The sequence below is a fragment of the Desulfomicrobium orale DSM 12838 genome (assembly GCF_001553625.1).
In the GTDB taxonomy this organism is placed as follows: domain Bacteria; phylum Desulfobacterota; class Desulfovibrionia; order Desulfovibrionales; family Desulfomicrobiaceae; genus Desulfomicrobium; species Desulfomicrobium orale.
This window is the reverse complement of sequence record NZ_CP014230.1, coordinates 1,077,561-1,096,577: the sequence shown is the minus strand read 5'-3', so window position 1 is coordinate 1,096,577 and position 19,017 is coordinate 1,077,561. Positions and strand designations below refer to the sequence as shown.

The following is a 19,017-nucleotide window of genomic DNA, read 5'->3' as shown; positions in this document are numbered from 1 at the left end:
GTCTTTACCCGCCTTTTCAGGCTGGGGTACGTTTATTCCCGGAACCGGACATGTCCGGACCCGGCATTCCGGATGGTTTGTCCCGCCACCTCCAGGTCGTATGCATCCGGAGGAAGCAGCGCGGTCATGTTTTTGCACAGTCCCGCATAACCGCCTCTGGTTGAACGGGACCAACGCATAACCAGGACACAGCCATGGACATCCGCAAGTTTTCTCTTCCGGAGATCATCTTCGGACACGGCAGCAGGCGTTACACGGGTCTCTACGCCCGGCAGCTGGGAGGAAAGAGGGTATTCGTGGTTACGGACCGCGGCCTGGAACAGGCCGGATGGGCACACAGGCTCTTCGAAGTTCTTGAAAGCTCCGGCCTGGGCTGGGTCTGTTACGACAGGGTCAGCTCCAACCCCCGCGACACCGAAGTCCACGAAGGCGCGAAGCTGTACAGGGAGGAAGGAGCGGACGTCATCGTGGCCCTGGGCGGAGGCAGCCCCATGGACACGGCCAAAGGCGTGGCCGCGGTGGTCAGCAACGGCGGCGTCATTCAGAACTACGAGGGGGCCAATCTCATCCTGAATCCGCTGCCGCCCATGATCTTTCTGCCGTCCACAGCCGGAAGCGGGTCCGACGTTTCTCAGTTCGCCATCATCACCGACGCACGGCGCAGAGTGAAGATGTCCCTCATCAGCCGGTCCCTCACGCCCAACGTCTCCATCATCGACCCGGACATGCTGTCCACGGCGAACGACAAACTGATCCTGTCTTCGGCCGTGGACGCGCTGGCCCATGCCGTGGAGTCCTACGTGTCCCTCATCGCTCATCCCCTGACTGAGACCCTGGCCCTGAAGGCCATCCATCTCATTCTGGAAAACATCTTCCCCGCTCTCAAAGACCGGGAACCGGAGGCTCTGGAGAACCTGTCCGTGGCCGCCACGTCCGCAGGCATGAGCTTCAGCAACGCAAGTCTCGGGGCCTGTCACGCCATAGCCCATTCCCTGGGAGGCTTCTTCGACACCACCCACGGCATGGTCCACCCTGCTCTGCTCCCGGCCGTCATGGCCTACAATCTTCCCGCCTGTGAACGGAAAAGCGCGGTCATCGGCGAAATCATTCTGGGCCGGAGGCTGTCTTCCGACGCCCAGACGGGGCAGGCCGGAATAGATCGCCTCCGGGAGATCTTCCGGGAGCTGGGCGCGGTGGTCCGGCTTCGGGAAATGGTGGACGACGATGCCGCCTTCCCCCAGATTTGCGAGACAGCCGTCAGGGACGCCTGCCTGCTGACTAATCCGCGTCCGGCCACAGCCGGAGATCTGCTGGCCATCTGCCGGGAGGTGTGGTGATGAGCCCCACCAAGCTCAGCGACATCATCGGTCCGGAATACACCAAGCTCGGATTTTTCCGCGAAGTGCAGGAAAAGATGGCCGAGCTGGAAACCTACAACGCAGAGCTGGAGCACAAGAAGCAGGAAAATCAGGACATCCTGAACGGCATCATGGACATTCTGGCCGTTGTTTCCCCGGACTACCGCATTCTCTACACCAACAAGGTCTTTCACCAGTATTTCGACGTCCCGAACCCCGAAAGGCGGCACTGTTACGAGGTCTTCCGGGACCGTCAGGGCCCCTGTCTGGAATGTCCCCTGCGCACCGCCCTGCAAACCGGCAAGCCGGACCGCATCGCCCGCATCGACACCAGTTCCGGCCGGACCACGCATTTTGAAGTGTCGGCGTCTCCCATCTTCGATGACAGGGGCCGGGTCCGCAACGTGCTCATCGTCAAACGGGACGTGACTCTGGAAAAGGAATATCAGGCCAAATTCCACCAGGCCGAGAAAATGGCCACCGTGGGTCTGCTCGCGGCCGGCGTAGCCCACGAGATCAACAACCCCCTGACGGCCATCAGCGGCTTTTCCGAAGCCATGAAGCGGCGCATCCCCAAGCTGCGTCATCTGGCCCGTGAAGCTGCGGACCGGGACATGGTGGACAGTTTCGAGGAATACGCGAGCATCATTCTGGAGGAATGCAACCGCTGCCGGGACATCGTGGGCAGCCTGCTCTCTTTCAGCAGCAAAAAGGCCATGAAGCTGGACACGCTCGATCTCAACGTGCTGGTCCAGGACACGCTGCGCATTCTCCAGCACCAGATCAAACTCCGGCCGGGCATCGCTCTGGTTCAGCACCTGCATCCCGAACCTCTCGTGATCCGGGGCGCTCAGGGAGACCTGAAGCAGGTCCTGCTCAACCTGATCCTGAACGCCATGGACGCCATCGAGGACGAGGGAACCATCACCATCAGCGCCTGCCGGGAAACGGAAGGGCACGCCCTGCTCATCGTGGAAGACACGGGACAGGGCATCGAACCGGAGGTGCTGGGAAAGCTCTTCCTCCCCTTTTTCACCACCAAGACCAAAGGGCACAGCATCGGCATCGGCCTGTCCATCTGCTACAACGTCATCCAGAACCACGGCGGGGAAATCCGCGTCTGCAGCGATCCGGGCAAGGGCTCAATCTTCAGGGTCAGCCTTCCCCTTTCCCGCCGAACATCCCGGGACCTCGCATGAGCATCTTCAACTCCATCGAAATCCTCGTCGTGGACGACGAAGCCAACATCCGCAAGCTGTTCGAACGCGAAATGGCTTCGCCGGGCCGGACCATCCACACCGTGGGCAGTGCGGCCGAAGCCATGGAGCACCTGCGCCGGCACTACTGCGACGTGATCATTCTGGACATCCGTCTGCCGGACTCCAACGGCCTGGAACTCATGTCCCAGCTGGAAACCATGCCCAACGTGGCCATCATCCTGATCACCGGCCATGCGGACGTGGATAGCGCCGTGGGGGCCATGAAGAACGGCGCCTACGACTACATCACCAAGCCGTTCTCACTGGAACGCATGGAGCAGGTCATCGAGAAGGCCTACCAGAAGGTCCGCCTGCAGCGCGAAAACGACCTGCTGCGGCACAGCACCGGACACAAGCCCTCGCCCAAGTTCATCGGCCATTCCAAGGCCGTGCAGCATGTCCGTTTTCTGATCGAAAAAGCCGCGCCCACGGATATCCCGGTGCTGTTCACCGGCGAGTCGGGCACGGGCAAAAACGTGGCCGCGGCCGCCCTGCACGCGCAGAGCAGGCGCGCCGATCAGCCCCTCATCGTCAAGAACTGCGGCGCCTTCGACAAGGAACTGCTGCGCAGCGAACTTTTCGGCTACTGCAAAGGCGCGTTCACCGGGGCCGGGCAAAGCCAGGACGGCCTGCTGTCTCTGGCCCACAAGGCCACGCTCTTCTTCGACGAGGTGGGAGAACTGACTCTGGAATTGCAGGCCGCCCTGCTGCGCCTGCTGGAGACACAGCATTTCCGGCGGGTGGGAGACCGGGAGGAACGCTGCGTGGACGTGCGTTTCATTTTCGCCACCAACAAGGACCTGGCGGAAGAAGTGCGGGCCGGGCGTTTCCATGACGCTTTCTACCACCGCATCAACGTGTTCCGCGTGGAACTTCCGCCGCTGCGTGAACGGCGGGAAGACATCCCCGCCCTGGTGGAATACTTTCTCGCGTCCCTGCCCAAGGACGGCCGGACCTACAAAATCTCGCCGGGAGCCATGCAGCGGCTGATGGACAACCCCTGGCCGGGCAATGTCCGGGAACTGAAGAACATCATCGAACGGGGCATGATTCTGGCCGAAAACGACCTGATCAACGTCCAGGCACTCCCCTTTTTCCCCCAGGAAGGACGGGAAGAGCGAAAGGACGGCTTTCTGACCCTGGAGGAGCTCGAGCGGTCCCACATCAGCATGGTCATGCATGCTCTGGGGGGCAACAAGTCGCAGGCGGCGCGGATTCTGGGCATCGGCCGCAAGACCCTTTACCGCAAACTGGAGGAATACGGGCTGGGATAGAGAACCGGAGGAAGGAAGCCGGCCGAGTCTACTCCAGCGGCGGCCGCGACGGGTCCAGCACCTCTTCCGCGTCGAAAAGATCCCGCAGCCGTTCGGGCCGCTTCAGCATGGTGTATCCGTCCAGATTGCGCCGCATCTGGCGTACGTAACCTTTACGGACACGCAGAAAATCCCGGCTGTCCACGCCGCAGAATACGCGGAAGCCTTCTTCTTTCAGACATTCGAACTTCTCGCCCCGGTACGGAATTTCTTCGCCGAACGGAAAAATATAGATCTCCGTTTCACCCACAAGGGTCCCCACTTCCTCTTTCCACCTGGCCGTGTCCTCCCGCAGGCGTTCCAAAGAAATTCTGGAACTGTGCAGATGGCCGTACCCGTGGGAAGCAAAACGCCAGCCCGTCTTTTTCAGCCGGTTGACGACCTCCGTCGCGGCCTGGACGCGGTCGGCGTGGTCCGGGGCTTCCAGCTCCTGAGTGCGGTAGCCCAGCAAGCCTTCATAGCCGGTGACGGCAAGAATGCCCTTGGCCCCGCGATAGGAGAAACCGGGATGCTCTCTGACGAAATTGTCCAGAATGGGCACCACGTCGTACTCTCCGAGCCGGATTTCCTCGCCCTCCCGGTACCGCGCGGCCACATTCCCGTGGCGGTCCAGCTCCAGTCTGTCGGCAAAACCATCCCCTTTCATGAAGGGGTAGTAGTTCACATCGTCCACAGAAAGGATGAACGGCTTCTTCCCCGCAGGCACCAGCGGGCGCCTCTTGCGGAAGGACGCGTTGCCGTCCTCGTCCGTCACGGCTTCCCAGATTTCTCCGATATCAATGAGCATGTAGTCCTGCGCGTGCATCCGGGCCAGAATTTTCCGGAACTCGCCCACGGTGGTCATCCAGGCGTTATAGCCTCTGGACTTTCTGTCGCCGTCAAAAGCCTTTTTGGGGTCCACCACCAGGGAGTGAAAAAAAACATGCGGAATGCTGCCGCTGTAAGGAATCAGACTGGTCTGTCCCTCCAGACAGCGCGTCGTCAGTTCCCGCACGCGCGGTTCACCCGGATATATGGAATCCAGACCGTCCAGCAGGTCCAGGGCCTCGGCGTAAAAATGTCCCCGGAGCAGCGTCTGCGCCCGGAGCAGCATGTCTTCCAACCCGATCTGAACTTCCGTGGACGCAACTCTTCCCTCAGCAGAAACAAAGGAAGAAGAATCGTTCCGTTGGTTCTCCAAAATCTGCAAGGCAAAAACGATGTTCCCCTGTGAAAGGATAAATGCCGTGCAAAACAATACAGCAATGAATAACTTCTCCATGAAGTTCATCAAAGAGAGTAATCCTTAGAAGCATCTGCTTCACTTACATGGTTCATCATGAATAAATATATTATGACCTGTATATATATGCAGTTTCTTATCTTCTCTCTCATATGCATGATGGACTTTCTGCATCATAATATATTTCCGGCTATCTCAGATTTTGAGATCGACACATATAATGCAACGGAGTCCGCTTGACAATTCTATGGCTGGCTCCTGAATCTTTTCATGGGTTGTCAATATCCATCGGCGAAGAGGAACTGCCATCTCATGGAGGACAGGCCGTTCCATTTTTGAATCAAATGTGCCACAAAGACAGTCACGCCAAGGAAGGTCGGACAGGCAAGGATGCCGTGAACAGCCCGGATGACAGGTTTGCCGAACGGCAATCCGGGTTCCATTCTCAACATGGGAGAGCCCATGCGTTTCGGGCGATATTTCATCACAGTCCGCGCTGAAGACGACATCCTGCTGCCGGGCTACCTCGGCTCCACCCTGCGCGGGGCCTTTGGAACGGCCCTGAAGACCTCCATGTGCGGCAATCTGTCCCGCGACTGCGGAAGCTGCGGCATTGCCAAAAGATGCCTCTACGCCAAAACCTTCGAGCCCAAATTTCTCCCCGACGGCGTAAATCTTCGGGGTATGGAGCCGCCTCCGGCCTACGTTCTCGAACCTCCTTCTGAACATTTATCCCGCCTTGGCAGAGGCGAATCCCTGTCTTTCAATCTGCTTCTGTTTGGCGAAGCCAATTCCTGTCTGCCGTTTTTTCTGAACGCCTTTGAGATGATGGGACGGCGGGGCATTGGCAGACGCGGGAATGGACCGGGTGGCGGACGCTTTGTACTGCAGGAAGTCGGGCAGAAGCCGGGCGTCAACCTTTTTGACCCGGAAACCGGGCGGCTGGCCACCGAGCCCGTAGCTGGTCATATACGGCTGCGGGAAGCTCCTTCCGGCGCTTTTTGGACCCTGACGGCCGCCCTGCGGACTCCTTTGCGGTTGAAGTTTCACAGCCAGCTTCAGGACACGCTTCCTTTTCACGTGCTTGTCCGGGCGGCGCTGCGCAGAGTCTCGGCCGTTTTCGCCGTTCACGGAAACGGCGAACCCGATCTGGAATATGCCCGTCTCGCGGCCGAAGCCGCCCAGGTGCGAACCCTTTCCTGCAAGCTGCGGTGGCTGGATTGGGAGCGGTATTCCAACCGGCAGAAACGCCGGATGATGCTGGGCGGCATGGTCGGCACGGTCCGCTATGCGGGCGTACCCGGAGAGTATTTGCCGGTACTGGAAATGGCGGGCCTCCTGCATCTGGGAAAACAATCAACTTTCGGGCTGGGTAAACTGGAGATGGTCTGGCGGCCGGAGCCTGCGGATGGTCTTCGGATTACCGGCAAAGCAGACGACGAGGAGGATTGAATGGTACGGACTGAAATGGAGATTCTGGTTCTTTCCGCCTTGCTGCACGATATCGGCAAGCTCGCCCAGCGTGCGCGGCGGCCCAAAAGCGTCGATCTGGAAGGCGAATATTGCCCGGTCTCCCAAGGGGGCAGGCCGAGCCACCTGCATGTTCTGTACAGCGATTATTTCATCGAAAACGATCTGCCGCTCCCTCCGGAGCTGGAGCCCTGCAGATCGCGTATCGCGCGGCTGGCCTCGGCTCACCACAAGCCTGCGGGAGACAACCTGATGGAGCAGGTTCTCTCCAGGGCGGACCGCCTGTCCGCAGGCATGGATCGAGCCCGGCAGGAGGAGGACGCGGGTGATTACATGACCGCCCGGCTGCTCTCGGCTTTTTCGCAGATACGTTTTTCGGAAAACGGCGGTGCCCCCAGAAAATACCACGCCCTGGCCCCCATCGAGGAAGATCCTTTCCCCACGGATTTGGACGAGGCCCGCAAAACCGGCTATCCGGAATTGTTCGACACCTTTCTCGAAGGACTTGGCGCGATCCCGCGGGACATGGGCGTCAGGCACTATCTTTCTTCTCTTGTTTCCCTTCTGGAGCGCTACACCTGGTGCATCCCCTCCTCCACTTACAAGACCGAACCGGACATTTCGCTCTACGACCACGCCGTGACCACCGCGGCCATAGCCCAGGCCCTGTTCGTGTACCATCACCACCACGGCGACATGCCCGGCTCCGGGGACACGCAGAAATTCATTCTCATGGGGGGTGATCTCTCGGGCATCCAGTCCTATATCTTCGGCATCGAAAAATCGCACGGTACCGGCGTGGCCAAGCTGCTTCGCGCCCGGTCCTTTCATCTGCAGGCTCTCACCCATTCGGTCATTCTCACCTTTCTGGAACGGGCGGAGCTTTTTCCCCTGGCCAGAATCATGGACGCCGGCGGACGCTTCATCCTGCTTTTGCCCGCGGTGCCCAAGGTCGAGGCACTGCTGCCTGCGTTCGCCGACGAGGTGCAGGCATGGTTTCTTGATGAATTCAAGGGCCGTCTGTCTCTCAACCTGAGTCATGCGGTGCGGATGAGTGAAAAGGATTTTGAACTGGCCGTTTTCAGCCGGCGGCTCGATGAATTTTTCGACCAGCTGGAAGCGCGGAAGATGAGAAAATTCTCCAGTCTGCTGGAAGCAGGGCGCTCTCCCGTGGCGGGCCGCGAGGATGAGGATTTCTCGTCCGGAGCCTGCGCGGTCTGCCAGATCAACCCGGTGTCGGACGCGGCCAGCGCCCGCTATGAACAGCAGACCGGCAAACCCGCCGGGCTCTGCGGACAGTGCGAAGCCCAGATCAGCCGGATCGGCGGGCGGCTGCCGACAGCGCCATTCGCCCTTTTCTCCGGCACCCCGTCACCAAACGGCGTGCAGCTGTTCGGCGGGATATGGCTCCATTTCATGGAAGAAGCCGACAGACGGCACAAGGACGCCCTGGACATTCTGAACCTGCGCGACCGGACCCGGTTCACGGGTCACGCCATCGCGGGACACCTGCCCAGATTCGCCCCCGGCGATGATACCAGATGGAAAGAGGAAGGCCGCCAGACCGACCAGGAGGAAGAAATCAGGTCCGGAGCCCCGAAGACCTTCACCCATCTGGCCCAGGAGGCGCGTATTGCCGACGGCCAGGGCGGACTGCGCGGCAAGGCTTTTCTCGGAGCCTTCAAGGCCGACGTGGACAATCTGGGGCTGCTTTTCAGCATCGGGTTCGGGGACAGGCTCTCTCTGTCCCGGTTCGCGGGCCTCTCCCGGATGCTCAATCATTTCTTTGCCGAGGTCATGACCGGCATGATCCGCGATAACCGGCTCTACAACGACATATACACGGTGTTCGCCGGGGGCGACGATCTTTTCCTCATCGGCCCCTGGCACCAGATGATGGATTTCGCGGAAGAACTGGCGGCGGAGTTCCGGCGCTATGTCGCGGACAACAGCGACATTACGCTGTCCGCGGGCATTTTTGTCGCCAAGCCCGCCCTGCCCGCCAACACCATTGCCCGCAACGCGGAAATCCTGCTGGACGAGTCCAAAAACTACCGGAGTACGGACGGAAACGGCCGGACCAAAAATGCCGTGACCGCGCTGGGCGTGACCGCCGGATGGGAGGAATATTCCAGACTCAGTCGCAAGGGCCTGTGGCTTGAAGAACTTGCCCTTGGCGGCGGCATCCCTTCGGGGCTGCTGCGGCGGCTCATGGGCTACGCCGACGATTGCGCGGCCTTTTCGAGCGGCCGGGGTGGACGCCGCAGCGGCATGTACCGCTCACACATGCGTTACGACTTCGCCAGAAATCTGAACGGCAAGGTCCTTGCGGAAAAGGACCGGGAAGAACTGGAGGCCCTGGGTACGGATCCGGAAACCCTGAAACGGATGCGGCTGGCCATTTCCTATGCACTCTACAGAATGCGGACAGAATAAGGAGGACCGATGAGTATCTACTTCGACGGCAAAGGGAACATACGCCCGGAACTTCTCGGAACGGAATCGGAGGATGTCGCCAAGAAGTTCGTTGTCTTGCGTCCCGATGGCAAACGGGATGACCGTAATTCCGTGAACTCCGCGCAATTGCGGCGTTTTTACGGGGACCTGAAAAACCTGGAGCGGAAGCTGGATTCCAGGCAGCAGACCGGAAATGAAGCGGACCCGTTTCTTGCGGTTCTGCCTCTGGTGAAGATGGTCAAATCCAAGGTGGCCTACGCCTCCAACCCGCGTAACGCAAAAGTTCCGCCCTCCTTTGCGGACTGGTTGAAGAAGAACATCGACGCCATCGAGACCGCCGACGATTTCAAGGCCTTCATGCTCCATTTCGAAGCCGTGGTCGGTTTCTGCTATGGCCTCGGCATGAGCAATTCCTGACACAGGGGAGAAATTATATGAAACTCGAAAAGATCAAACATGTCACCGGCACGCTCCAGGTCGTTTCCGGTCTGCACATCGGCGCGGGCAGGGATATCATCGAAATCGGCGGACTGGACCAGCCCATCGTCAAGCACCCCATCACCGGGGAGCCCTATGTTCCGGGTTCGTCCCTCAAGGGCAAGATGCGCTCCCTGCTTGAAGTCTATTATTTCATCGGAAATCCGCGGACCCGCGATTTCGTCGGAAAAGGCAGACCCTGCGGCTGCGGGCAGAAGGACTGCCCGGCCTGCGTCATCTTCGGCTCTTCCGGGGACAAGAAGGACTCCGACACCGGCCCTTCGCGGCTCATGGTGCGCGACGCCATGCTCTGCGACCCAGACCGGAAACGCTTTGCCCAGGGTGAGCTGCCCATGGAGGTGAAATACGAAAACATCATCCACAGAGTGAAAGGCATCGCGGAGCACCCCCGGCCGCTGGAACGTGTTCCCGCCGGTGTGGCCTTTGATTTCAACCTTTCTTTCAAGGTGTTCGAGGGCGATGCCTCCGACCTGATCGACTATGTGTACCGGGGGCTCAGGCTCATCGAACTGGACGCTCTGGGCGGATGCGGGTCCAGAGGCTGCGGGCAGGTCAGTTTCAGCGATCTGACCTGCGACGGGCAAAAGGTGGATCTGGCGAGTGTGAACCTCGACTAGGAGCGGGCCATGCCACTGTACCGGTACACGATTACTCCGCGCGGGGCCTTCGGCACGCCCCTGCGCAGCGACACCCTGCACGGTCAGCTTCTGTGCGCCGCAGCGGAACTTGACGGCGGCGAGGCTGTGGCCGGGCTCATTGCCGCTTTTGACTCGGACAACCCGCCCTTTGTCTGCTCTTCCGCCTTCCCGGCGGGAATGCTGCCCATGCCCTGCCTGCCGCCTTTGTCCAGAAGCGCCTTTCGGGACCGCTTTTGCGCTCCGGGCGGAATGTTCAAAGGGGACAAGGTGGAAGCTCTGAACGCCTATAAAGCGTTCCGGAAACAGGCTCATGTTCCTGTCGATCTCTGGGCCGCTTTACGCGGCGGATTGAGCCTGGCCGGCCTTTTCGAGCGATGGCTCCAGGCCCCGGACATCTTCCGGCCCAAACCCGCCCCCTTTGAGAACACATGGCGAACCGGCCATGTGGAGGCGCACAACAGCATCGACCGGGCCACGGGGAGCGTTCTGCAGGAAGGCGGCCTGTTTCTTTCGGATTCAACCTTCTACGGCTCCGGGGTCAGGCTCGATCTCTATGTCCGGACGGACGCCCCCGACAGCTTCGAGCGGCTGCTTCGGCATGTGGCGGCCACAGGATTCGGCCGGGACGCCAGCACGGGCAAGGGATGGTTTGACTTCACCCGCGATGAAGCCTTCACGCCCGGCGAACTCGACGGCAGCGGCTCCCACCGGATGAGTCTGTCGGTGCTCTCCGCTATGAATCTGTCCGAAGCGTCGGGCTGGTACCGCGTCTTTGCCAAGTCCGGCCGCGCCGGCGGCGCGCTGGGGCAGGCCAACCCGTTCAAGAAAACCTTCCTGGCCATGGAGGAGGGCTCGGTCTTCAAGAGTCTGCCCGCCTCCGGCTATGTCCTTCGGGGTCTGCATCCGGATTCAAGGGTGGTTCAGGTAACGTGGCCCCTGACCATCGCCTTCACCCCTGCCAAGGAGGACACCATATGACGCGCCTTCACGAGCAGACCGCCTTCATCCGCCTCGAACCCCTCACGCCGATCCACATCGGCACCGGGGAGACCATGGACCCGCTGTCCTACATCATGAAGGAAGAAGGCGGAAATCCGTTTCTCTATTCCGTGGACGTGCCTTCCTGGGTGGAAGCGCATCCAGACCCGGCCGGACTGGCGGAGCTTTTTTCCACAAAGCCTCTTCCGGAAATCCGGGCCCATCTGGCCAAAGAGCTGGCCCCGCTGGTGGAAGTGTACGGCGGCGCGCCAGTGCGGGTGGCTTCGCGGGAAATCTATGAGAAATATGACCGGGAACTGGCTTCCCGGGACAGCGCCAATCAGCTGCTTATCGACCCGGCCCTGAAGAATCCGCTCACCGGCGCCCTGCTTGTTCCCGGCTCGTCCATCAAAGGCGCGATCCGCACGGCCGTCATCGACTGGCTGGACAGGAACTGGAAGGTAAACCTCAAAGAGGCCATGAACAGAGATCCCCGCCAGGGCTATGGACGCGCTTTGGAGGAACTGCTGGGCAAGGTCAGCGAAAACGCCTTCCGTAACCTCAAGGTCGGTGATTTCCCGGCGGCCCTCGGGGAGTCGGTCATTGTGACGGCAAAGGAAGTGCGGCGGCGGTACAACCCGAACAAACAGGGCACTCCGAAAAATCCGTGCGAGGCAACCCTTTCCCTGAGCATGTCCGGCCAAAGCCCCGCCCTGTACGGCAAAATCGCCGTAGGCGCACACGATGCGGGCAGCCGCGATACGGCCCTGACGGTCTCCATGCGGGGCAGGGAAAAAGCGTGGACCCTGCGGGAGCTGATGGAACTGTGCAATGAATTCTACCGGGAGCGCTACAGTACGGAACGCGGCGCCTTCTACCTGCAACAGCATCTTGACCGGTCCCTCGCCGCCCTAAAGCCCGTTGATGCCGTCATGGCCGAGCCGGGCCCGGATGCCATGATCCTCCGCCTGGGGCATTACTCCCATGTGGAGTGCATGACCGTGACCAACAATCAGCCCCAGACCCGGCGGCTGAAGGATGGAAGCTTCATGCCTTCCGGCACCACCCGCACCCTGGCCGACGGCATCCATCCTTTTGGCTGGGCGCGACTGAGCATTGTCAGCGCCGGGGAATACGCCGAGGCCTGCGCCCGGCGGGAAGAGCACGACACCGCTTTTCTGGCCGAGCGCGTCCGCCGGCGTCACGTGCGTCTCGAAGAACGCGAGGCCGAAACCAGAAAACGGGCCGAGCGGGAACAGGCCGAACGGGAACGGCAGGAAGCCGAGGCCCAGCGGCAGGAAGAACTGGCGGCCATGACTCCGGAGGAACGCCTTATCTCAGCGGTGGAAAGCGGCGGCAATGAGAACCAGGCCGTGGAGCTCTACGGCAAACTGGACGGGCTGGATGAGCCTCTCCGCCGGAAGTCCGCACAGGCGTTGCGGGCATTCTGGGAAAAGGCCGGCAAATGGGAAAAGAAAAAGTGCACGGACAAGCAGTGGGTCAAGGTGCAGAAGGTCCGGGGCATTCTTGGGGATGGATAGGTGGCGCGATGCCTGTTTTGTACGTCACTGTTCCCGGCGCCACCGTGCGCCAGTCCGGCGAGAGTCTGCTGGTGACCGCCGAGGAGTATCCTTCGGACGGCGGCGGGACCGGGCGGCGGAAAGTCCTGATGGAGGTGGAGTCGCACAGGCTGGAGCTGGTATGCATCGTCGGCAGGGCCCACATTACTTCCGCGGCCATGCGGCATTGCCTGGAACGAGGCATTTCGACCGCCTGGCTGACCCGCGGCGGCGAGTTCCTCGGCCGCACTGTCGGCGCCATGCCGCGTTCGGCGGATATCCGGCTGCGTCAGTATGCAGCCGCCTCGGAGGCGGAGACGAGACTGGCCCGCGCGGCTGACGCTGTGCGCGCCAAGCTTCTGAACGCCCACGCCGTTCTGCGGGATATCCAGAGCAACAATCCCGGCAACGAAGTTTTGGGACGGGCTCTGGCGGAACTCAAACGCATGGCGGAGGCGGTGCATTCATGCCGGGAGATCGGCAGCCTGCTCGGGGTCGAAGGCAGCGGCGCGCGTTGCTACTTCGAGGCATTGGGCGGAGCCTTCCGGGCGGAAATCCCCTTTCACGGACGGAAGCACCGGCCGGCCTCCGATCCGGCCAACGCTCTGTTGTCCTTCGGGTACGTGATTCTGGCATCGAAGCTTGCGGGATTGCTGGAAGGCAGGGGGCTCGATCCCTGCATCGGATTTCTCCACGATCTTCGGTCCGGCCGGGCAAGCCTTGCCCTCGATCTGCTTGAAGAACTCCGCCACCCCATTGTCGATCGCTTCGTCCTGCGAAGCTGCAACCTGCGTATCATCCGTCCGGAACACTTTGAACCTCCGGACGAGGATGGCGGCGTGCGTCTGACCCAAGAGGGCCTCAGGATATTCTTTGCCCAGTGGGAGGAGCATCTGGGCAAACCCCTGCGGGAGCAAGGCAACGCGGAGAGGCCGACGCCCAGGGATATTCTCGGTCGCCAGGTGGAACGCTTCGCCGCCTCCCTGCGGAACGGCAGTCCGTACCAGCCCTTTTTGTATGGTGGCTGACAATGCGTGGAAAACCATTGCGGTATGTTATCTGTTATGACATCCCGGACGACAAGCGGCGGATAAAGGTAGCCAGGTGTCTGGATGGATATGGGGACCGTGTTCAGTTCAGCGTCTTTGAGGCCCTGATTGACAATACGCTCATGGAAAGGCTGGCCGGCGAACTGGAGGAACTGATCGACGAGGCGGAAGACAGTGTCCGTATCTATCCCATGTGCTCGTCCTGTGCGGCCAAGGTTCGCAAGTTGGGAGTTATGCAGCCGGGGCCGGAAGTGGGTGAGGAAATCGTTTTTATTGTTTGAAGCCGATTCCTTCGTAACCAGCCGGGCCAGCAAAAGATGCCGGTGGTTACGGCAACAAAATTCTTTAATAATTTCATGGAGGTAGTTGTGATCGAGGAGTATTCTCCCGGAATTTTTATTCGAGATAGCGACAGGCTCGTACCGGTGACGGAAAACGTGACAGCCAGTCCCTGGGAAGAAACGTGTTTGAGACCGCGCCATATCACTGCATGACCCGATAAAGAGGGGATTGCGACGGGGTATAATGCAGCTCCTGGAGGAGGCGCAGGCGGGGAATATCACTGCATGACCCGATAAAGAGGGGATTGCGACACTAATATTGCCTGTTTCTGCCTGAGCTGCACCTCCTGCCATATCACTGCATGACCCGATAAAGAGGGGATTGCGACGCCGTCATCGTCCGTCGTCACCTCGGACTTTTGTGTGAGATATCACTGCATGACCCGATAAAGAGGGGATTGCGACGCAGAAAGTAGGCCATTGGAGCAGGCCCGAACAACCGGCATATCACTGCATGACCCGATAAAGAGGGGATTGCGACTCGGTGCGGCTGGACGTGCTGACGGACGCCTCCTTGCCGATATCACTGCATGACCCGATAAAGAGGGGATTGCGACGACGTTTTATCATGCCTCCTCCTTAATCCCTGATTTTATCATATCACTGCATGACCCGATAAAGAGGGGATTGCGACACCACCCAGTTATTTGTTCTTATTGTGGTAAAGCTATAAGATATCACTGCATGACCCGATAAAGAGGGGATTGCGACGCGCTCAAAACGCCGGCGTACAAATCGCTCTGTGTTGCATATCACTGCATGACCCGATAAAGAGGGGATTGCGACGCAATTTCATAAGTATCCATAATTTTCCTCTTTTTTTAAATATCACTGCATGACCCGATAAAGAGGGGATTGCGACGAGTGTATTCATATTCCCCTCCAATTTTTTAAAAAAGTTAATATCACTGCATGACCCGATAAAGAGGGGATTGCGACAAATATGTTTATTGGGTAGGTGCACAATGTGACCTATCATATCACTGCATGACCCGATAAAGAGGGGATTGCGACGCAGTAGGGTCGTCGATCGCCAAGCGTGCAACGACTTCGGGCATATCACTGCATGACCCGATAAAGAGGGGATTGCGACTACTCATTTATTATTTTTTCCTTTATATTTTTAATAAATCATATCACTGCATGACCCGATAAAGAGGGGATTGCGACAAATATATAAATATAATTGTTTAGTTAAAAACAATATAAATAATATCACTGCATGACCCGATAAAGAGGGGATTGCGACTCGGTTCTTATGCTTATGTTCATGATGGAAAATTCACACTCAATATCACTGCATGACCCGATAAAGAGGGGATTGCGACAAAGCTCGTCACCTCTGTTCTTCGCACCCTGAAGTTTTTCACATATCACTGCATGACCCGATAAAGAGGGGATTGCGACGCTGTCCTGACGCATATCCTCCGGCCGCCGGTTTGGACTCGATATCACTGCATGACCCGATAAAGAGGGGATTGCGACGCTGTAACCTCAATTGCTCATTTTCCTTTTTCATTTTTGAATATCACTGCATGACCCGATAAAGAGGGGATTGCGACAGCCCACACGTTGTCGCGGTCTTTGATTTTTGAAAAAGGATATCACTGCATGACCCGATAAAGAGGGGATTGCGACTCAGTTCGGCGAGCTGTTCGGGGTTGAGAGTTTTGAAAATGGGTCATGCCTAGTCCGTGAGTCTCCATTCGACTATAAGGCTAGTCACGACAATGAAAAACAAGTATGCGAAGCGTTCAAGAATTTCAGAGGCCAAAGTCCGACAAATAGTGAAGCTGTTTGCCGTGGATTTGAATGCCCTGCAGATAGCTGAAATAGCCGGGGTAAATCGTAATACCGCGAACCGTTATCTGGCTGCTTTCCGAGAGAGGATTGCCCGGTTCTGCGAGGCGGAGTCTCCTGTTCAAGGCGAAGTTGAGGTTGATGAAAGCTATTTTGGCGCACGCCGCGTTAAAGGAGTCAGAGGCCGAGGAGCCAAGGGCAAAACCATTGTGTTCGGCTTATTCAAGCGTGAAGGTCGCGTTTATACCGAAATTGTCCCGGACTGTTCAAAAATCACCCTCCAAGGGATCATCCGGGGCCGCGTGAAACTTGAAAGCATTATTCACTCTGATGGCTGGCGCGGCTATGATGGTCTCGTAGACCTAGGCTACCAAAAACACTTCCGGGTTGAGCATGGCAACAATGAATTTGCCAATAAAAACTCACACATTAACGGCATTGAGAGCTTCTGGGCTTTTGCCAAAACACGACTTGTTCGTTTTAGGGGTTTGCCCAAGCACACTTTTTACTTTCATTTGAAAGAATGTGAATTTCGCTTTAACCATAGAAACGAAGATAGTTATAAACTTCTGCTCAAAATGCTCAGAGAAAATCCACTCAGCTAGGCATGACCCTTGAAAATATATCACTGCATGACCCGATAAAGAGGGGATTGCGACACGCACGCATCAATGCGCACGTATAACTCCGACAAAGCCATATCACTGCATGACCCGATAAAGAGGGGGCTGCGAAGATTATCAGCGGCAAAATGGTCTTCGGACCATGGAGCGGTACACCGGATTATGGCGGCGCACCGACCCTGAGTGCCGAGCCAGGTGGCATCGCCGCCCGCAGACAGGTTGACGAAAGGAAGGCCCTCCCCAGACTTGTACCTGCAAAAAAGTAAAGACAGCCGGATCAAGCCGGAGCAATGGACAGGAAGAAAATCAGGGATTAAGGAGGAGGTATGGTCAAAAGATTTGCTGACTGGCTGGAAAAAGTCAGCGTCGCGGCCTTGGCCGTCGGTCTTTTCCAAAGCAATCCTTTTGGTATCGTGATTGCCGTGGTGGCCTTTGGCGGATGCATGTTGCTCACCCGCAAAATGGAGGGGACGTCATGATGGTATGGGGACTTACGCTGGCGATGGTCCTTGCGGTCATAGCATGGGGCCTCTACCTCGCCCGCAAGCAAAACTAGAGCAGGTCCTCTTCGGAGGGCCTTTCTTTTTCCCAAGCCGCAGTAATGTGGCTTTTTTAACCACCCGCCACAACGGACAGAGAAAAAAATGAAAGCAAAACTGAGAAATATCGTACCTGGTGATGTTATTGCAGTATATTCAACGGCCAATTCTCCAGAATCCAGCGATGGCTTTGGGTGCTGAACAAGGCACGCCAGTTTGGCGCTCCGTTTGGATTTGAGTTGTTGCTTCTCGAAGAATAAATAGATCCTGTCTCCGTGACAAACAGGCGCCGCGTTGTGTCCCGCCATAGGAGCCGACGAAGCGGAACGTCTCAAAGTCCGCCTGCACGCAACGCAGATTATGCAGATAAAAGAGGGGATTGCGATGACCTCTGCCATGAAAGACATTGAAGAATGCCTTCTAGAATATAACTACGTGACAAAAAATGGGGATGATGGGATTATATCGGAATCTTGAACAGTATATACTATCTTGTCTTTCGTCTCATCTCCGAAGAAGAAGGATGGATATTCAGAATTGTTCCGGGCCAGTGTGCGGCATAACCACGAATAATGGAGATTGTAATGGCAGATAGAGGAAAGATACTTTTTGCGACAGTAGGAACTGGTAATATCGAAGATTTAGAAAAAACTCTGCTCATTCCGCTCAAAAAATCCATTCTCAAAGGAGAATGGCAGGAAGTGGTGTTGCTGCCCTCCCAGGAAACGGCCCGCTCCGCGCAGTTGCTTCATGATGAGCTGCAGGGCATCCCTATTGTGATGGAGCCTCTGCCCGGCTCTGGGCAGGAGAACGATGCGGATAAGACCTACGCCCATTTCGAGAAAGTCATTGCCGGCCGCATCGCCGCCGGAACGCCTCCGGAGCGGATGGTGGCGGACTTCACCCGGGGCACCAAGGCCATGAGCGCCGCACTGGTTCTGGCCGCCTCCCGTTACGATATTCCCCGGCTGCGATATATTGTCGGGCAGAGAGGAAAGACCGGGAACGTCATTGCCGGAACAGAAGATATACACGAGTTCCCCACGAGGATTTCCAGCGGACACCGGCTGTTGGACCAGGCTCTGCTGGTTATGAAAAAGGGAAATTTTGCAGCAGTGCTGGATATTCTGCCGGACGTCAGCGGTCCCATGGCGGGCGTATGGCCTGATGATGTACAAAAATTGTCCCGGTTCGGGCGGGCGGCGGCGGCCTTTTACGCTGCCTGGGACCGGTTGGATTACGCCGAGGCCGGAAAACTGCTGGGCGGAGGCTTGCCGGAATGTCCGGACAAAGGCTGGGAGTGCTTTGTGCCCGGCACAGATGTGTGCAAGCATGTGCGGCGGCTGGCCGAAACCAAACCCGACCTCAATGAGGAGTGTGCCGATTGGGTGCGGGTCAGAGCGGTGGACCTGTTGGCCAACGGAGAACGCAGAATCCGGGACCGTCAGTTCGAGGACGCCTATTTGCGGGCTTACCGGGTACTGGAACTCATCGGCCAGGCCCGGCTTTTTATGCATGGTCTGGATTCTGGTCAGCTTCCTCCGGAACATCCGGCCGTACAGGAGCTGAAAGCCAAGTTGAAAGAGAATGAAAGCGGGTTCGGGGTTATTCGTAAAACCGGAAATTACACCGCCCCAAGGGAACTGTCGGCCCGGCTGCTGAAGGTACTGGGTGATCCCATGGGAGCCAGATTACTCAAGGTCGGCGAGGGTGATTTTGTGAAGGCCCGAAACAGGAGCCTCCTGATCCACGGATTTTCCGCCACGCGCATGTCCTCCGATGAAGAACTGCGGAAAATTTACGCCGAACTGGAAAACCTGCTGCTTGAGGATTCCGCCGAGGCGGCTTCAGCCCTTGAAGCGGCCCGGAGTGCGGATTTCAGCGCAAAGGAGGGAAGAAACTGACTGCCGTTC

Annotated in this window: 15 protein-coding genes and 1 CRISPR repeat array; of the genes, 14 read left to right on the top strand and 1 reads right to left on the bottom strand. The window is 58.1% G+C overall.

Annotated elements, in window-relative coordinates; translation table 11 throughout:
- Nucleotides 1-194 precede the first annotated feature (194 nt).
- Genes AXF15_RS04965 through AXF15_RS04955 form a run of 3 tightly spaced genes read left to right on the top strand, consistent with a single transcriptional unit; the run spans nucleotide 195 to nucleotide 3,891 of the window.
- A complete protein-coding gene (locus AXF15_RS04965) occupies nucleotides 195-1,337 on the top strand; it encodes an iron-containing alcohol dehydrogenase (protein ID WP_066604131.1) in 1,143 nt (380 codons plus the stop codon).
- Entirely contained in the window at nucleotides 1,337-2,557 is a 1,221-nt protein-coding gene (locus AXF15_RS04960) for a two-component system sensor histidine kinase NtrB (RefSeq protein WP_066604128.1), read from the top strand. Before AXF15_RS04965 ends, AXF15_RS04960 begins: the two co-directional genes overlap by 1 nt.
- Nucleotides 2,554-3,891, top strand: a complete 1,338-nt coding sequence (locus AXF15_RS04955) for a sigma-54-dependent transcriptional regulator (RefSeq protein ID WP_066604120.1) — start codon at nucleotides 2,554-2,556, stop codon at nucleotides 3,889-3,891. The genes AXF15_RS04960 and AXF15_RS04955 overlap by 4 nt, the downstream gene beginning before the upstream one ends.
- A 28-nt stretch (nucleotides 3,892-3,919) precedes the next feature.
- Here the strand turns inward: AXF15_RS04955 and AXF15_RS04950 are convergent, their stop codons facing one another.
- Complete coding sequence (locus tag AXF15_RS04950) at nucleotides 3,920-5,023, bottom strand: polysaccharide deacetylase family protein (protein ID WP_151192289.1); 1,104 nt, start codon at nucleotides 5,021-5,023, stop codon at nucleotides 3,920-3,922.
- Between the two features lie 591 nt (nucleotides 5,024-5,614).
- Here AXF15_RS04950 and cas6 point away from each other — a divergent pair.
- From cas6 to AXF15_RS04895, 11 genes are all read left to right on the top strand, one after another.
- On the top strand, nucleotides 5,615-6,604 hold the full coding sequence (cas6, locus tag AXF15_RS04945; RefSeq protein ID WP_169793598.1) for a CRISPR system precrRNA processing endoribonuclease RAMP protein Cas6: 990 nt from the start codon (nucleotides 5,615-5,617) through the stop codon (nucleotides 6,602-6,604).
- Complete coding sequence (cas10, locus tag AXF15_RS04940; protein WP_066604106.1) at nucleotides 6,605-9,058, top strand: type III-A CRISPR-associated protein Cas10/Csm1; 2,454 nt, start codon at nucleotides 6,605-6,607, stop codon at nucleotides 9,056-9,058.
- A gap of 9 nt (nucleotides 9,059-9,067) precedes the next feature.
- Entirely contained in the window at nucleotides 9,068-9,496 is a 429-nt protein-coding gene (gene csm2, locus AXF15_RS04935) for a type III-A CRISPR-associated protein Csm2 (protein ID WP_066604103.1), read from the top strand.
- Between the two features lie 17 nt (nucleotides 9,497-9,513).
- The gene (gene csm3 / locus AXF15_RS04930; protein WP_066604100.1) at nucleotides 9,514-10,194 is read left to right on the top strand and encodes a type III-A CRISPR-associated RAMP protein Csm3; all 681 of its coding nucleotides are present in this window, start codon (nucleotides 9,514-9,516) and stop codon (nucleotides 10,192-10,194) included.
- A gap of 9 nt (nucleotides 10,195-10,203) precedes the next feature.
- The gene (gene csm4 / locus AXF15_RS04925) at nucleotides 10,204-11,193 is read left to right on the top strand and encodes a type III-A CRISPR-associated RAMP protein Csm4 (RefSeq protein WP_066604098.1); all 990 of its coding nucleotides are present in this window, start codon (nucleotides 10,204-10,206) and stop codon (nucleotides 11,191-11,193) included.
- Nucleotides 11,190-12,734 carry an RAMP superfamily CRISPR-associated protein gene (locus tag AXF15_RS04920; RefSeq protein WP_066604095.1) on the top strand — a complete coding sequence of 515 codons (1,545 nt, stop codon included), beginning with the start codon at nucleotides 11,190-11,192 and terminating at the stop codon, nucleotides 12,732-12,734. Before csm4 ends, AXF15_RS04920 begins: the two co-directional genes overlap by 4 nt.
- An 8-nt stretch (nucleotides 12,735-12,742) precedes the next feature.
- Nucleotides 12,743-13,780 carry a CRISPR-associated endonuclease Cas1 gene (gene cas1 / locus AXF15_RS04915; protein ID WP_066604093.1) on the top strand — a complete coding sequence of 346 codons (1,038 nt, stop codon included), beginning with the start codon at nucleotides 12,743-12,745 and terminating at the stop codon, nucleotides 13,778-13,780.
- A 17-nt stretch (nucleotides 13,781-13,797) separates the two neighbouring features.
- Nucleotides 13,798-14,082, top strand: a complete 285-nt coding sequence (gene cas2 / locus AXF15_RS04910) for a CRISPR-associated endonuclease Cas2 (RefSeq protein WP_211259012.1) — start codon at nucleotides 13,798-13,800, stop codon at nucleotides 14,080-14,082.
- A 199-nt stretch (nucleotides 14,083-14,281) separates the two neighbouring features.
- Nucleotides 14,282-15,780: a CRISPR direct-repeat array (repeat unit 37 nt; unit sequence ATATCACTGCATGACCCGATAAAGAGGGGATTGCGAC).
- A gap of 92 nt (nucleotides 15,781-15,872) precedes the next feature.
- Nucleotides 15,873-16,547 (top strand): IS1595-like element ISDeor2 family transposase, encoded by a 675-nt coding sequence (locus tag AXF15_RS04905; protein WP_066602895.1) that lies wholly within the window; start codon nucleotides 15,873-15,875, stop codon nucleotides 16,545-16,547.
- A 344-nt stretch (nucleotides 16,548-16,891) separates the two neighbouring features.
- Entirely contained in the window at nucleotides 16,892-17,044 is a 153-nt protein-coding gene (locus tag AXF15_RS14180) for a hypothetical protein (RefSeq protein ID WP_154666845.1), read from the top strand.
- A 644-nt stretch (nucleotides 17,045-17,688) separates the two neighbouring features.
- Nucleotides 17,689-19,008 (top strand): TIGR02710 family CRISPR-associated CARF protein, encoded by a 1,320-nt coding sequence (locus tag AXF15_RS04895; protein WP_066604083.1) that lies wholly within the window; start codon nucleotides 17,689-17,691, stop codon nucleotides 19,006-19,008.
- The last annotated feature ends 9 nt before the right edge of the window (nucleotides 19,009-19,017 follow it).

What these genes read in the sequence shown, in the direction of transcription:
- AXF15_RS04965 (WP_066604131.1), top strand. Translation starts at nt 195, where the DNA reads ATGGACATCCGCAAGTTTTCTCTTCCGGAGATCATCTTCGGACACGGC.
- AXF15_RS04960 (WP_066604128.1), top strand. Translation starts at nt 1,337, where the DNA reads ATGAGCCCCACCAAGCTCAGCGACATCATCGGTCCGGAATACACCAAG.
- AXF15_RS04955 (WP_066604120.1), top strand. Translation starts at nt 2,554, where the DNA reads ATGAGCATCTTCAACTCCATCGAAATCCTCGTCGTGGACGACGAAGCC.
- AXF15_RS04950 (WP_151192289.1), bottom strand. Translation starts at nt 5,023, where the DNA reads ATGCTGCTCCGGGCGCAGACGCTGCTCCGGGGACATTTTTACGCCGAG.
- cas6 (WP_169793598.1), top strand. Translation starts at nt 5,615, where the DNA reads ATGCGTTTCGGGCGATATTTCATCACAGTCCGCGCTGAAGACGACATC.
- cas10 (WP_066604106.1), top strand. Translation starts at nt 6,605, where the DNA reads ATGGTACGGACTGAAATGGAGATTCTGGTTCTTTCCGCCTTGCTGCAC.
- csm2 (WP_066604103.1), top strand. Translation starts at nt 9,068, where the DNA reads ATGAGTATCTACTTCGACGGCAAAGGGAACATACGCCCGGAACTTCTC.
- csm3 (WP_066604100.1), top strand. Translation starts at nt 9,514, where the DNA reads ATGAAACTCGAAAAGATCAAACATGTCACCGGCACGCTCCAGGTCGTT.
- csm4 (WP_066604098.1), top strand. Translation starts at nt 10,204, where the DNA reads ATGCCACTGTACCGGTACACGATTACTCCGCGCGGGGCCTTCGGCACG.
- AXF15_RS04920 (WP_066604095.1), top strand. Translation starts at nt 11,190, where the DNA reads ATGACGCGCCTTCACGAGCAGACCGCCTTCATCCGCCTCGAACCCCTC.
- cas1 (WP_066604093.1), top strand. Translation starts at nt 12,743, where the DNA reads ATGCCTGTTTTGTACGTCACTGTTCCCGGCGCCACCGTGCGCCAGTCC.
- AXF15_RS04905 (WP_066602895.1), top strand. Translation starts at nt 15,873, where the DNA reads ATGAAAAACAAGTATGCGAAGCGTTCAAGAATTTCAGAGGCCAAAGTC.
- AXF15_RS14180 (WP_154666845.1), top strand. Translation starts at nt 16,892, where the DNA reads ATGGTCAAAAGATTTGCTGACTGGCTGGAAAAAGTCAGCGTCGCGGCC.
- AXF15_RS04895 (WP_066604083.1), top strand. Translation starts at nt 17,689, where the DNA reads ATGGCAGATAGAGGAAAGATACTTTTTGCGACAGTAGGAACTGGTAAT.